The following is a 13705-nucleotide window of genomic DNA, read 5'->3' on the forward strand; positions in this document are numbered from 1 at the left end:
GCGGAGTTTCAAGGAGTACAGGTCAAAGTATTATATAGTAGAAACTCGTTTATTAAAGTATTAAAAAGGCATTCGAATAATCGTGGAATCTTGCTTACTTACGATAAATGTAAAACCCATTAATATGAAGGTAAGGTGCATCTTAGCTGATGCACCTTATTTTTTTCAAAAATAGAACAGGAGGAACAAAATGAACAAAAAATTTACGGAGCGCTTATTGGCGCTGCACTATGTCTACCCAAAAAGTTTGCAAAAATTGCTGCCGCTACTGGTTGATGATCCTGACCTGTCAAAACTTGAGCAAAAAACCCCCTATGAGCTAACGCTGCTTCTAGCCATTAAAATGGATCAAGCAGTTAAACTGATCACCTCTTACCGGCAATCCTTAATGTTCCCCTTAAGTGAAACCTACAGAAAGCATAAGATACTCCCCATATCTTATCAACATCCTCTATATCCCGGAAGCCTGCTGGAGTTGATCGATCCACCTGCTGTGCTATATGCCAAAGGTGACGCCGCTTTATTGGCAGAACCCTTAAAAATGGCGATCATCGGTTCGCGTAAAGCTTCTCCTTATTCACAAAAAGTCCTACACCAAATCGTTCCACCGCTGATTGAAAACGGTTATGTGATTGTTAGCGGATTGGCAAGAGGAGCGGATGCCATGGCTCATAAAAAAGCGATCGATTTAGGCGGCCGGACAATAGCCGTTACCGGGAGTGGTTTTTTGCATCCTTATCCAAAGGAAAACGCAGCATTAAACCATTTAATAGAAGAAAAACATTTAGTTTTGACGGAATATCCACCCTACATGGAACCGCGAAAATGGAATTTTCCAATGAGAAACCGCATCATCAGTGGATTGTCCAGAGGCATTATTGTGACAGAAGCTTATGTCAAAAGCGGAACATTAAGCACAATCGAGCATGCACTGGATCACGGCAAAGATATATTCGCAGTGCCCGGCAGTATCGAATCGCCTTTATCAGAAGGACCGCATAAACTAATTTCAGAAGGGGCGAAACTGGTGTGGAATGGCTGGCAGGTGCTAGAAGAATATCAACAAATGACAGCTGAGAAAGAATGAAAAAAATGAAAAGCCTTGCATTAAGCTAAAATCTGTTATACATTTTGCAACAGGTAATTCTTTTAAGCAGTTTGGAGAAACCTCTATGAGGAGGAAATAGTTATGGCGGATTTTTTAGTGATTGTTGAGTCGCCTGCAAAGGCTAAAACAATCGAACGGTATTTGGGTAAGAAATATAAAGTCCGTGCTTCACTTGGACATTTACGCGATTTGCCCCGGAGTCAAATGGGTGTAGACGTGGAAAATAATTATGAACCTCGTTATATTACGATCAGAGGCAAAGGACCGATATTACAGGATCTTAAAAAAGAAGCGAAAAAAGCAAAGAAAGTCTTTCTCGCGGCTGACCCCGACAGAGAAGGAGAAGCGATTGCATGGCATTTGGCTACTGCACTGGGCATTGACCAAACCTCAGATTGCCGTGTGGTTTTTAATGAAATCACGAAAGATGCCATTAAGGAATCGTTCAAACACCCGCGCAAAATTGATATGGATCTAGTTGACGCACAACAAGCTCGTCGAATTTTGGATCGTCTTGTTGGCTACAGCATCAGCCCATTGCTTTGGAAAAAAGTGAAAAAGGGACTGTCTGCTGGCCGTGTACAGTCTGTAGCTCTGCGCCTGGTCATTGACCGGGAGAACGAAATTAAGAGCTTTGAACCGGAAGAATACTGGTCCATTACGGGAGAGTTTGAAAAAGCAAAAAAACAATTCGAAGCCCAGTTTTACGGCAATACAAAAGAAAAAATGAAATTAAACAATGAATCGGATGTCAAAGCCGTTATGGCATCGATGAAAGGCAAAGACTTCACAGTAAACCGAGTAGTGAAAAAAGAAAGAAAGAGAAATCCATCTCCTTCTTTTACAACTTCTTCACTCCAGCAGGAAGCAGCCCGCAAATTAAACTTCCGAGCCAAAAAGACAATGATGCTTGCGCAACAATTGTATGAAGGTATTGCAGTAGGAAAAGAAGGCATCACCGGTTTGATTACGTATATGCGAACGGATTCCACACGCATCTCGGATACGGCGAAAAAGGACACGATAGATTTTATCGTTGAAAACTACGGCGAGCCATACGTCACACAAAAAGTGGCTGCCAAGCAGTCTGCAAAATCACAGGATGCCCACGAAGCGGTGCGCCCAACAAGTGTGATGCGGACACCGGAATCGATGAAGAGCATTCTGTCACGGGATCTCCACCGCTTATACAAATTGATTTGGGATCGGTTCGTAGCCAGCCAAATGGCACCAGCAGTTTTGGATACCGTCATGGCGGAACTTCAGAACGGCGAAGCGGTATTCCGTGCAAACGGTTCACAAGTTAAATTTCCTGGATTCATGAAGCTTTATATCGAAGGTACAGACGATCAAAAAGAAGAAAAAGACAATATTTTGCCGGAAATGGCTGAAGGTGATATCGTGAAAGCGGTTGAAGTTACGCCTAATCAGCATTTTACGCAGCCGCCTCCGCGTTTTACCGAGGCCCGTCTAGTGCGGACACTCGAAGAACTTGGAATAGGACGTCCGTCAACCTATGCACCTACACTAGATACTATCCAAAAGCGTGGTTACGTGACGCTAGATGCTAAACGATTTATTCCAACCGAGTTGGGAGAAATTGTCCATCAGTTGGTACTCGAATTTTTCCCTGATATTCTGAATATCGAGTTTACCGCTAAAATGGAACACGATCTCGATACTGTCGAAGAAGGCGAAATTGATTGGCGCTCCATTATCGATGCATTTTATCTAGAGTTTGAGAAAAATGTTGAAGTGGCAGAAGAGGAAATGGAAAAAGTTCAGATCAAAGATGAGCCTGTAGGTGAAGATTGTGAGTTATGCGGTTCGCCGCTGGTCTACAAGCTTGGCCGCTATGGCAAATTCATGGCTTGCAGCAATTTCCCTGAATGCCGAAATACGAAAGCCATTGTTAAGCATATTGGCGTTAAATGCCCAACATGCAAAGAAGGCGAGATTGTTGAAAGAAAAAGTAAGAAGCGCCGTATTTTCTATGGCTGTGAGCGTTACCCAGAATGCGAATTCGTATCATGGGACAAGCCAATTGAACGGCCGTGTCCGAAATGCAACGAGTTGCTGGTAGAGAAAAAAGTGAAAAAAGGTGTTCAAATCAATTGCACAAGCTGTGATTACAAAGAAGAAGTTCAATCATAATATAGAGGTGTTTTAAAATGACGAAATTTGTAAACGTAATTGGAGCAGGATTGGCTGGCAGTGAAGCAGCGTGGCAAATCGCCAAACGGGGAGTTAATGTCCGTTTGTACGAAATGCGCCCGGTAAAACAAACGCCGGCTCACCATACAGATAAATTTGCAGAGCTGGTCTGCAGCAATTCGCTGCGCGCCAACTCTTTGACAAATGCAGTGGGTGTCATCAAAGAGGAAATGCGCAAACTGGATTCGGTTATTATCGATTCGGCTGACCGGGCATCTGTACCGGCTGGCGGCGCTCTTGCAGTGGACCGCCACGAGTTTGCTGGAGCAGTGACTGACAAAGTCAGAAACCATCCGCTGGTCGAAGTGTTCAACGAGGAAGTAACAGAAATTCCGGAAGGCATTACCATTATCGCAACCGGACCGTTAACATCTCCAGCGCTTGCTGAGAAAATTCGTAAATTGACGGGCGAAGATTACTTGTACTTTTACGATGCGGCAGCCCCAATTGTTGAAAAAGACAGCATTGATATGGACAAAGTTTATTTGAAATCCCGTTACGACAAAGGGGAAGCAGCTTACTTAAATTGCCCAATGACGGAAGAAGAGTTCAAGCGCTTCCATACCGCACTGGTTGAAGCAGAAGTGGTGCCATTGAAAGAATTTGAAAAAGAAATTTATTTTGAAGGCTGCATGCCGGTAGAAGTCATGGCTTCACGTGGTGAGAAAACCCTGACTTTCGGACCGATGAAGCCGGTAGGGCTGGAAGATCCGAAAACAGGTAAAATTCCTTACGCTGTCGTTCAGCTTCGCCAAGATGATGCAGCCGGAACGCTTTATAATATTGTCGGGTTCCAAACGCATTTAAAATGGGGACCACAAAAAGAAGTACTCAAATTGATCCCTGGACTAGAAAATGTGGAAATTGTGCGCTACGGCGTCATGCATCGCAACACCTTCATCAATTCACCGCGCGTCTTAAAGCCGACGTATCAGTTGAAAGCTGATGCAAATATTTTCTTTGCCGGCCAAATGACTGGAGTCGAAGGCTACGTTGAATCGGCAGGCAGCGGTTTGTTGGCAGGCATTAATGCAGCAAAACTGGCATTAGGCGAAGAGCTGTTGGTATTCCCTGCTGAAACGGCTCTAGGTAGCATGGCGCGTTACATTACAGAGGCGGACAGCAAGAACTTCCAGCCTATGAATGTTAACTTCGGCTTGTTCCCAGATTTAGGCGAGCGGATCCGTTCAAAACAGGAGCGTGCGGAAAAACACGCTGACCGTGCATTAGCTTCAATTCAAAATTATATGAATACAGTGACTGTTTAATTGATAAAAGCCTCTAAATGTTGGTATAATTTAGAGGCTTTTGTATTTGGTGAAAGGTGGAGCATAGATGGAAAAGGAAAAAATGCTTGAATCTTTTATGACGTATATTCAACTGGAGAAAAACTATTCCGAACACACCGTCCACCATTATGCACATGATCTGACGGATTTTTTTCTGTTTCTGAATGCAGAAGGCGTACCCGATATCAGAGAAGTTGAATATATACATGCTCGAAACTATATGACGAAACTATACGATGCTAAGTTATCCCGAACCACGGTTTCCAGAAAAATTTCTGCCATCCGTTCTTTTTTCCGTTACGGCAATCGTGAGTTTGGGCTTGATGAGGCGGCTTTCCGGTCGTTGTACCATCCGAAAAAAGAAGAAAGACTGCCGCAATTTTTCTATGAAGAAGAATTGGCGCAGCTTTTCAAGTCGGTACTGGGGGATGACAAGCTGTCTATTCGCAACACAGCACTTTTGGAACTGCTGTATGCGACGGGGATGCGAGTCAGCGAATGCGTTTCTATTCGCTTAAGCGATTTGGACCAGACGATGCAGATTGTGAAAGTGATGGGGAAAGGCAGAAAAGAGCGTTACATTCCTTATGGCCAGTTTGCACAGGACGCACTGGAACATTACATAGAGAATGCGCGTCCTAAACTGATGAAGAACCAAAAGCACGATTATTTGTTTGTAAATAGCCGTGGAGAGACGGTAACGGACCGAGGCATTCGCCACATTTTAAGCGAATGCATGAAAAAAGCCTCTGTCAACTCTTCTATTTACCCGCATATGATTCGCCATACGTTCGCAACTCATTTGATAAACAACGGAGCCGATATTCGGACGGTCCAGGAATTGCTGGGTCATTCCCATTTGAGTTCTACGCAAGTATATACGCATGTCACCAAAGAGCATTTACGAAATACGTATTTAAATTCGCACCCGAGAGCTTAGAAAGGGGAATTTTACGATGCAGCAATTTCACGCTACTACGATATTCGCAGTTCAACACAATGGCGAATGTGCCATGTCAGGCGATGGCCAAGTAACATTCGGCAACGCCGTAGTCATGAAACATACAGCAAAAAAAGTACGCAAATTATACAATGGCCAGGTTCTCACTGGATTTGCTGGATCTGTTGCAGATGCTTTTACATTGTTTGAAATGTTTGAAGGCAAACTGACAGAGTATAACGGCAATCTTCAACGGGCAGCGGTCGAACTCGCCAAGCAATGGCGAGGCGACAAAATGCTTCGCCAATTAGAAGCCATGCTCATTATCATGAACAAAGATGAGTTGCTTTTAGTGTCAGGCACTGGAGAAGTGATTGAGCCGGATGACGGAATTTTAGCGATCGGTTCAGGTGGGAACTATGCACTGGCTGCAGGTCGCGCATTGAAAAAATACGCCGGCGACAACATGACTGCCGCACAAATCGCACAATCTGCGTTGGAGACAGCTGCAGACATCTGTGTCTACACCAATCATCAAATCATAGTGGAGGAATTGTCCAAATGAAAAATCAATCTGATTTAACGCCAAGACAAATTACTGACCACCTGGATCGCTATATCGTCGGCCAAAAAGATGCCAAACGGTCGATTGCCACAGCATTGCGCAACCGCTACCGAAGAAGCCGATTGGATGAAGAAATGCGCGGTGAAGTAATTCCGAAAAACATTCTGATGATCGGACCGACCGGTGTCGGAAAAACTGAAATTGCCCGCCGCATTGCTAAACTGACCGGAGCACCTTTTATCAAAGTAGAAGCCACAAAGTTTACAGAAGTCGGCTATGTCGGCCGCGACGTGGAATCCATGGTGCGCGACTTGGTTGAAGCAGCTGTAAGGATCGTCAAGGAAGAAAAGTTTGAAGCAGTTCAATTCCAGGCTGAATCAGCAGCCAACGAACGAATCGTCAAATTGTTGGCGCCATCAATGCGGAAGAAACAAACCAATCAAAACCCATTGGAGATGCTTTTTGGCCAGAAGCTTGAGCAGGAAGAGGAAGAGCCAACTGCCGAAGTGGAAGTGCGCGTCAAAAGAAGAGAGATTGCGGCAGATTTGAAAGCAGGCAAGCTGGAAGACGAATGGGTCACCGTGGAAGTGGTTGAAAGTTCGCATTCCATGTTTGATGCGCTTCAAGGGTCGGGTATGGAGCAGATGGGCGCGAACATGCAGGACGCCTTTTCGTCGCTGATGCCAAAGAAAAAGAAAAAACGGCGCTTGCAAGTAAAAGAAGCCCGCCGCATATTGACAACAGAAGAAGCAGCTAAACTCGTGGATGACGAAGAAGTGGCAATGGAAGCGATTGAACGTGCCGAACAACACGGCATTATCTTTATCGATGAAATGGATAAAATAGCAAGTAAGGGCAATTCTTCTTCTGCGGATGTTTCGCGGGAAGGTGTTCAGCGCGATATTTTGCCAATAGTCGAGGGGTCTACAGTTTCTACGAAATACGGTGCAGTCAAAACGGATTATGTACTGTTTGTTGCTGCAGGCGCATTTCATATGTCCAAGCCATCCGATTTAATTCCGGAACTGCAGGGGCGTTTCCCGATTCGGGTAGAGCTGCAGAAGCTGGAAGTAGAGGATTTTGTTAAAATTCTAACAGAACCTAAACATTCTTTAATAAATCAATATAAAGCTCTTCTCGAAACAGAGGGAGTTGTGGTACACTTCAATGATGCCTCAATAATCAGACTTGCAGAAATTGCATATGAAGTAAATCAGGACACAGATAACATCGGCGCGCGCAGGCTGCACACCATATTGGAGCGCTTGTTGGAAGATTTGTCTTTCGAAGCTTCTGAGATTTCACCGGCACAAATTGACATAACCCCTCAATATGTGAACGAAAAACTTGAGAATGTGGCGAAAAACAAAGACTTGTCACAATTTATTCTGTAAAACAAGGCGAATTAGTTTCAATGAAGAGTAAAAACCTTTAGAATATTGAATAAATACGGAACGAATTATGTAGGAGGTTCATTTAAATGAATTTATTAGGAAAAACGAGAAGAATTAACTCTATGCTGGAAGCAGCAGGCGGTAAAAAAGTAAACTTTAAAGATATGGCTGAAACCTTAAGCGAAGTGATTGAATGCAACGCATTCGTCGTTAGCCGTAAAGGTAAAGTATTGGGTTACGCTATCAATCAGCAAATCGAGAACGAACGTATGAAAGGGATGCTGGAAGATCGCCAGTTCCCGATTGAATACACACAAAAACTTTCAAACATCACTGAAACCACTGAAAACTTGGATGTTAACAGTGAACACACGATCTTCCCTGTGGAAGAACGCGAATTGTTTAAAAACGGCTTAACAACGATTGTCCCAATTAACGGGGGCGGCGAACGTCTAGGAACATTGCTTCTTGGGCGCGTGGATGCAGAATTCCATGACGATGATTTAATTCTTGGCGAATACGGCGCAACTGTTGTAGGGATGGAAATCCTTCGCGAAAAAGGCGACCGCATCGAAGAAGAAGCACGCAGCAAAGCTGTTGTGCAAATGGCAATTTCTTCACTTTCGTACAGTGAACTTGAAGCAATCGAGCACATTTTTGAAGAGCTTGACGGCAACGAAGGTTTGCTAGTCGCTTCGAAAATCGCTGACCGTGTAGGAATTACGCGTTCAGTTATCGTAAACGCACTTCGCAAGCTTGAAAGTGCTGGCGTTATCGAATCTCGCTCTCTAGGAATGAAAGGGACATACATTAAAGTATTGAACACAAAATTCCTTGCAGAACTAGAACAATTGAAAATGAACTAATGAACTCTTAAAAGGGGCCGGAAATTTTTCCGGCTCCTTTTTAATTTGTTGAAAAACTCATAAAAATTCATTTCGCTTCAGGCAGACGCGTTCCACGGGCACGGCTTCTGTCGCTTCCTTCGCTGCGCTCAGCCCAGTGGCTCCTGCTCGCGTCGCTCTGTCGCTTTGCTTTGTCACTGCTCCCGTTAGAATCCCCACCTTCCGCTTCATGCAAGAAAGAAAGCAGTTATAAAGTGTTTTGGAGAAGCGTCCGCTCGACTCCTGCGGGAAAGCGAGCGGTAAGATTCGGAAAACCACAACTTGTTAGAAATTTCTCGAAAAACTGAAAAGTCTAAAGTTTTTCCAGCTCTTTTTTATTGCCTTTTCCGTTTTATGAGAGAAACCTATTGCGGTTTGAAGGGGAAGCGTGGTATAATTTCAAATGGTGTTAAATACACACGCATTTCGATTTGAGTCGCAGGTGCCCAACAGGGTAACGGTTCAGAGAAGAAAAATGCGGAGGGAAAAAATAACCTATCAGGAGGAAACATATCATGGCAGTAATCTCAATGAAACAATTGTTAGAAGCTGGTGTTCACTTTGGCCACCAAACTCGCCGCTGGAACCCGAAAATGAAAAAATATATCTTCGTGGAACGTAACGGCATCTACATTATCGATCTTCAAAAAACAGTCCGCAAACTGGAGGAAGCTTATAGCTTCATGAAACAAGTGGGCGAAGAAGGCGGTAAAGTACTTTTCGTTGGTACGAAGAAACAAGCTCAGGACGCGATCAAAGAAGAAGCAGAACGTTCTGGCAACTACTACATCAACCAACGTTGGTTGGGTGGAACACTTACAAACTTCGGTACAATCCAAAAACGTGTGAACCGTTTGAAACAAATCGAGCGCATGGAAGAAGATGGAACTTTTGAAGTTCTACCGAAAAAAGAAGTTGTTCAGTTGAAGAAACAACACGAACGCCTTGTTAAATTCCTTGGCGGTATCCGTGACATGAGTTCACTACCGGACGTAATGTTCGTAGTTGATCCACGTAAAGAACGCATTGCAGTTGCAGAAGCAATGAAATTGAACATCCCGATTGTTGGTATTGTTGATACGAACTGTGATCCAGATGAAATCGATTATGTTATTCCTGCAAACGACGATGCAATCCGTGCAGTTAAATTGTTAACTGGTAAAATGGCGGATGCTTTGCTTGAGTCAAAACCGGAAGAAGAAGAAGAAACTCAAGCTGAATCTGCTGAGTAATTCGCAATTTACACAGGTGATAAGCGGCCAACCCCACTTATCACCTTTTTTTGAGAAATTAGCACCAAATTACAGAGGAGGAATTTAATCATGGCAGTTACAGCACAAATGGTAAAAGAATTGCGTGCAAAAACAGGCGCAGGTATGATGGATTGCAAAAAAGCTTTAGTGGAAACAGACGGAGATATGGAAGCGGCTCTAGACTTCTTGCGTGAAAAAGGTCTTTCAAGCGCTTCTAAAAAAGCAGACCGCATCGCAGCTGAAGGAACAACTTCAATTCTTGTAAAAGAAAACGAAGCAATCATCTTCGAAGTAAACGCAGAAACTGATTTTGTTGCGAAAAACGAAGGCTTCCAAACTTTGGTAAAAGAGTTGGGCGAGCACTTGATCACAACAAAACCGGCTACAGTTGAAGAAGCTAACGCTTCGACTATGTCTAACGGTTTGGCAGTTGCAGACCACATTTCAAATGCAATCGCTAAAATTGGTGAAAAAATCACATTGCGCCGCTTTGAAATCCGCACAAAAACAGACGCTGATGCTTTTGGCCCTTACCTTCACATGGGTGGACGCATCTCAGTTTTAGTGGTTCTTGAAAACTCTACAGATTCTGATGCTGCTCGCGATATCGCGATGCACATCGCTGCATTAAACCCTAAATACGTATCACGCGACGAAGTTTCTGCTGACGAAGTAGAGCACGAGCGCAAAATTTTGACTGAGCAAGCATTAAATGAAGGCAAGCCAGAAAAAATTGTTGCTAAAATGGTTGAAGGCCGCCTTGGCAAATATTTCGAAGACATTTGCTTGCTTGACCAAGCGTTTGTTAAAAATTCAGACCAAAAAGTTCGTGATTTTGCAGCTTCTACTGGTGGATCTGTTAAAGAATTCATCCGTTACGAAGTTGGAGAAGGCATCGAGAAACGTGAAGACAACTTTGCTGATGAAGTTATGAGCCAAGTGAACAAAAAATAAGTTCGTTTATCATATGTTTTATCTTGGGGAACACAAGAATGTGTTCCCTATTTTTCAATAAATATGGAATGGAGGGTACCGATGAGTGTTCAGCAATATAAACGCATTGTATTAAAACTAAGTGGTGAAGCAATGGCAGGAGGACAAGGTTTCGGTCTATCCCCTGAAATTATCAAATCAGTAGCAAGCCAGGTAAAAGAAGTGGTTGAACTTGGAGTAGAAGTTGCAGTCGTTGTAGGCGGCGGCAATATCTGGAGAGGCAAAGTCGGTTCTGAAATGGGAATGGACCGCGCGACTGCTGATTATATGGGCATGTTGGCAACTGTCATGAACTCATTGGCTTTACAAGACTCATTGGAAAAACAGGACGTTGAAACACGTGTGCTGTCATCCATTGAAATGCGTCAAGTCGCTGAGCCTTATATCCGCAGAAGAGCTATCCGCCACCTTGAGAAAAAGCGGGTTGTTATTTTTGCAGCCGGTACTGGAAATCCTTACTTCTCAACTGATACAACTGCAGCATTGCGTGCAGCTGAAATCGAAGCCGATGTTATCTTAATGGCGAAAAACAATGTGGATGGTGTTTATTCAGCTGATCCGAAAACGGACCCAACTGCTGTGAAGTACGAGGAGCTTTCATATTTTGATGTGATTCAACAAGGCTTGCAAGTGATGGATTCTACAGCTTCGACGCTATGTATGGACAATGATATTCCACTCGTAGTATTCTCAATTATGGAAAATGGAAATATAAAACGAGCTGTACTCGGAGAAAAAATCGGGACAGTAGTGAGGAGAACTCTATAATGCCGAAATCAGTGATGAACGATACTAAATCTAAAATGACCAATGCAATCCAGGCCTTTTCTCGTGACCTGGCTTCTGTCCGTGCTGGACGTGCAACTCCATCTATTTTGGACAAGTTAACAATTGATTATTACGGTTCTCCAACACCGGTCAACCAAGTTGCAGGAATTTCGATTCCTGAAGCTCGTTTGATCATGATCCAGCCGTACGACAAATCGGTTCTGGGCGATATCGAAAAAGCGATCCTGAAATCTGACTTGGGCTTGAGCCCGTCAAACGATGGATCAGTAATTCGATTGGCAGTTCCTGCATTGACGGAAGAACGCCGCAAAGATCTTGTCAAACAAGTGAAAAAAGAAGCGGAAGAAGCAAAAGTAGGAATTCGCAATATCCGTCGTGATGCGAATGACGAGTTCAAAAAACTGGAAAAGAAAAGCGAAATCACAGTTGATGACTTGCGCGGATATTCAGATGATGTTCAGAAATTGACAGATGATAACATCTCGAAAATCGATGAAATGGCTAAAGATAAAGAAAAAGAGATTATGGAAGTTTAAATCGAACTTCACAACATGTCTGGCGTCCTGTTAAGCAGGACGCTTTTTCATGCCAAAAAATGATGCTGTCTTTTGAAAGAAGCGCACAATGTCATTTTTTTTGATATGATAAGCATTAGACATGCCGATTTGTAATAGGTGGAGGATTAACTATGTTCAATAAACTACTAAAACGAAATACTGACTTGGTCCTGGAAACCGGAGATCGTTCAGTTTTGATTTCGAAAGAAGCCGTACCGGCTCATATAGCAATAATTATGGATGGCAATGGACGCTGGGCAAAAAAACGTTCACTTCCAAGAGTTGCAGGACACCATGAAGGAATGAAGACTGTCCGCAAAGTGACCAAGCTTGCCAATGAGCTCGGTGTCAGTGTATTGACCTTGTATGCCTTTTCCACTGAAAATTGGAAACGCCCAAAAATTGAAGTGGATTTTTTAATGCGCTTGCCTGAAGAATTTCTGACAACTTTTCTGCCGGAATTGATTGAGGAAAACGTTCGAGTCGAAATGATGGGGTATCATCATAATTTGCCTTTGCATACACTTCGAGCGATTAAAAAAGCAAAAGAGGCTACGAAAAACAACACGGGACTTGTGCTAAATTTTGCGTTGAATTATGGCAGCCGTGCAGAAATTGTGGATGCTGTAAAAGACATAGCAGCGCAAGTAGCAGCAGGAACGCTGGACGTCTGCGATATTAACGAAGACCTTATTTCCGGAGGGTTAATGACAAAAGATTTGCCAGAACCTGATTTGCTGATCCGGACAAGCGGAGAAGTCCGTTTAAGCAATTTCATGCTTTGGCAGTTAGCTTATACCGAGTTTTGGTTCACGGAAACCTTGTGGCCCGATTTTAATGAAGAATCCTTACTGGAAGCGATTGAAATATATCAAAAGCGCAATCGCCGGTACGGAGGGTTGAAGGGGGACGAAGTGAAATGAAACAACGGATTATAACAGGTGTCATTGCGGCAGCTCTTTTCATCCCTTTTGTTATTTATGGCGGCATACCGTTTATTCTGCTGGTTTATTTATTGGGTACGGTTGCTTTACAGGAACTTTTGAAAATGAAGGGCCGGAGTTTGTTGAGTATTCCCGGCCTTATTTCACTGTTGGCATTGTATGCGTTTATGCTGCCGGATCAGTGGGCGATGCAGGTTTATGAATGGACCGGCTATGAAAAAGTTGAATTTGCATTTTTGGCTGTTATCCTTCTTTTAATACATACCGTAATTGTGAAAAACAGCTTCACTTTTGATGACGCTGCTTTTGCTATTTTAGGAACTTTATATGTTGGCATCGGTTTCTTTTATTTTATCGAAACGCGCGAAGCCAGTCTCAGTGTGTTGATTTTTGCGTTGCTGATTGTTTGGTTTACAGATTCGGGTGCTTATTTCACCGGGCGCAAAATTGGCAAACGAAAACTATGGCCGGAGATTTCTCCAAACAAAACGATTGAAGGATTTGTAGGCGGCATCATTTATGCAATTGGATTTGCACTTGTATTCAATTATTTTATTCCTTTAAATCACTCGATTTTGTTGATCATCGTTGTAACCATCATCGCCTCAGTCTTTGGGCAAATGGGCGACCTGGTAGAATCTGCGCTAAAGCGCCACTTCAATGTAAAAGACTCAGGCTCCATTCTGCCTGGACACGGCGGCATTCTCGATCGCTTTGACAGCATCTTGTTCGTTATGCCATTGCTTCATTTTTTACATTTCATCTAAGAGAGGAA

General features: G+C 43.4%; 14 protein-coding genes. 13 read left to right on the plus strand and 1 reads right to left on the minus strand.

Features of this window, described 5'->3' with window-relative positions; all coding sequences use genetic code 11:
- Window positions 1–190 precede the first annotated feature (190 nt).
- The 7 genes from dprA (at window position 191) to codY (ending at window position 8376) form a co-directional block, all read left to right on the plus strand.
- Entirely contained in the window at window positions 191–1087 is an 897-nt protein-coding gene (gene dprA / locus AC4EHK_RS06195) for a DNA-processing protein DprA (protein ID WP_490977939.1), read from the plus strand.
- A gap of 102 nt (window positions 1088–1189) precedes the next feature.
- Window positions 1190–3262, plus strand: coding sequence for a type I DNA topoisomerase (topA, locus tag AC4EHK_RS06200; RefSeq protein ID WP_490977940.1), 2073 nt, complete (start codon window positions 1190–1192; stop codon window positions 3260–3262).
- Window positions 3263–3279: 17 nt separating this feature from the next.
- On the plus strand, window positions 3280–4590 hold the full coding sequence (trmFO, locus tag AC4EHK_RS06205; RefSeq protein ID WP_490977941.1) for an FADH(2)-oxidizing methylenetetrahydrofolate--tRNA-(uracil(54)-C(5))-methyltransferase TrmFO: 1311 nt from the start codon (window positions 3280–3282) through the stop codon (window positions 4588–4590).
- A 67-nt stretch (window positions 4591–4657) separates the two neighbouring features.
- Window positions 4658–5551 carry a tyrosine recombinase XerC gene (xerC, locus tag AC4EHK_RS06210; protein ID WP_490977942.1) on the plus strand — a complete coding sequence of 298 codons (894 nt, stop codon included), beginning with the start codon at window positions 4658–4660 and terminating at the stop codon, window positions 5549–5551.
- 16 nt (window positions 5552–5567) lie between these two features.
- A complete protein-coding gene (gene hslV / locus AC4EHK_RS06215; RefSeq protein ID WP_490977943.1) occupies window positions 5568–6116 on the plus strand; it encodes an ATP-dependent protease subunit HslV in 549 nt (182 codons plus the stop codon).
- A complete protein-coding gene (gene hslU / locus AC4EHK_RS06220) occupies window positions 6113–7510 on the plus strand; it encodes an ATP-dependent protease ATPase subunit HslU (RefSeq protein ID WP_490977944.1) in 1398 nt (465 codons plus the stop codon). Before hslV ends, hslU begins: the two co-directional genes overlap by 4 nt.
- Window positions 7511–7596: 86 nt before the next feature.
- Entirely contained in the window at window positions 7597–8376 is a 780-nt protein-coding gene (gene codY / locus AC4EHK_RS06225; RefSeq protein WP_006828256.1) for a GTP-sensing pleiotropic transcriptional regulator CodY, read from the plus strand.
- Window positions 8377–8433: 57 nt separating this feature from the next.
- Here codY and AC4EHK_RS06230 read toward each other — a convergent pair whose 3' ends face one another.
- Window positions 8434–8574 (minus strand): hypothetical protein, encoded by a 141-nt coding sequence (locus tag AC4EHK_RS06230; protein ID WP_490977945.1) that lies wholly within the window; start codon window positions 8572–8574, stop codon window positions 8434–8436.
- Window positions 8575–8909: 335 nt separating this feature from the next.
- On the opposite strand from AC4EHK_RS06230, the gene rpsB reads away from it, so the two are divergent.
- The 6 genes from rpsB to AC4EHK_RS06260 all read left to right on the plus strand — a co-directional run bounded on the left by rpsB (window position 8910) and on the right by AC4EHK_RS06260 (window position 13697).
- A complete protein-coding gene (gene rpsB, locus AC4EHK_RS06235) occupies window positions 8910–9626 on the plus strand; it encodes a 30S ribosomal protein S2 (RefSeq protein ID WP_142826560.1) in 717 nt (238 codons plus the stop codon).
- A 90-nt stretch (window positions 9627–9716) separates the two neighbouring features.
- The gene (gene tsf / locus AC4EHK_RS06240; protein ID WP_490977946.1) at window positions 9717–10601 is read left to right on the plus strand and encodes a translation elongation factor Ts; all 885 of its coding nucleotides are present in this window, start codon (window positions 9717–9719) and stop codon (window positions 10599–10601) included.
- Between the two features lie 81 nt (window positions 10602–10682).
- The gene (gene pyrH, locus AC4EHK_RS06245) at window positions 10683–11408 is read left to right on the plus strand and encodes a UMP kinase (protein ID WP_490977947.1); all 726 of its coding nucleotides are present in this window, start codon (window positions 10683–10685) and stop codon (window positions 11406–11408) included.
- A complete protein-coding gene (gene frr, locus AC4EHK_RS06250; RefSeq protein ID WP_490977948.1) occupies window positions 11408–11965 on the plus strand; it encodes a ribosome recycling factor in 558 nt (185 codons plus the stop codon). Before pyrH ends, frr begins: the two co-directional genes overlap by 1 nt.
- A 152-nt stretch (window positions 11966–12117) precedes the next feature.
- Window positions 12118–12909, plus strand: coding sequence for an undecaprenyl pyrophosphate synthase (uppS, locus tag AC4EHK_RS06255; protein WP_490977949.1), 792 nt, complete (start codon window positions 12118–12120; stop codon window positions 12907–12909).
- A complete protein-coding gene (locus tag AC4EHK_RS06260) occupies window positions 12906–13697 on the plus strand; it encodes a phosphatidate cytidylyltransferase (RefSeq protein WP_490977950.1) in 792 nt (263 codons plus the stop codon). The genes uppS and AC4EHK_RS06260 overlap by 4 nt, the downstream gene beginning before the upstream one ends.
- The last annotated feature ends 8 nt before the right edge of the window (window positions 13698–13705 follow it).

This window comes from Planococcus sp. TJ-307 (genome assembly GCF_058268435.1).

What these genes read in the sequence shown, in the direction of transcription:
- dprA (WP_490977939.1), top strand. Translation starts at nt 191, where the DNA reads ATGAACAAAAAATTTACGGAGCGCTTATTGGCGCTGCACTATGTCTAC.
- topA (WP_490977940.1), top strand. Translation starts at nt 1,190, where the DNA reads ATGGCGGATTTTTTAGTGATTGTTGAGTCGCCTGCAAAGGCTAAAACA.
- trmFO (WP_490977941.1), top strand. Translation starts at nt 3,280, where the DNA reads ATGACGAAATTTGTAAACGTAATTGGAGCAGGATTGGCTGGCAGTGAA.
- xerC (WP_490977942.1), top strand. Translation starts at nt 4,658, where the DNA reads ATGGAAAAGGAAAAAATGCTTGAATCTTTTATGACGTATATTCAACTG.
- hslV (WP_490977943.1), top strand. Translation starts at nt 5,568, where the DNA reads ATGCAGCAATTTCACGCTACTACGATATTCGCAGTTCAACACAATGGC.
- hslU (WP_490977944.1), top strand. Translation starts at nt 6,113, where the DNA reads ATGAAAAATCAATCTGATTTAACGCCAAGACAAATTACTGACCACCTG.
- codY (WP_006828256.1), top strand. Translation starts at nt 7,597, where the DNA reads ATGAATTTATTAGGAAAAACGAGAAGAATTAACTCTATGCTGGAAGCA.
- rpsB (WP_142826560.1), top strand. Translation starts at nt 8,910, where the DNA reads ATGGCAGTAATCTCAATGAAACAATTGTTAGAAGCTGGTGTTCACTTT.
- tsf (WP_490977946.1), top strand. Translation starts at nt 9,717, where the DNA reads ATGGCAGTTACAGCACAAATGGTAAAAGAATTGCGTGCAAAAACAGGC.
- pyrH (WP_490977947.1), top strand. Translation starts at nt 10,683, where the DNA reads ATGAGTGTTCAGCAATATAAACGCATTGTATTAAAACTAAGTGGTGAA.
- frr (WP_490977948.1), top strand. Translation starts at nt 11,408, where the DNA reads ATGCCGAAATCAGTGATGAACGATACTAAATCTAAAATGACCAATGCA.
- uppS (WP_490977949.1), top strand. Translation starts at nt 12,118, where the DNA reads ATGTTCAATAAACTACTAAAACGAAATACTGACTTGGTCCTGGAAACC.
- AC4EHK_RS06260 (WP_490977950.1), top strand. Translation starts at nt 12,906, where the DNA reads ATGAAACAACGGATTATAACAGGTGTCATTGCGGCAGCTCTTTTCATC.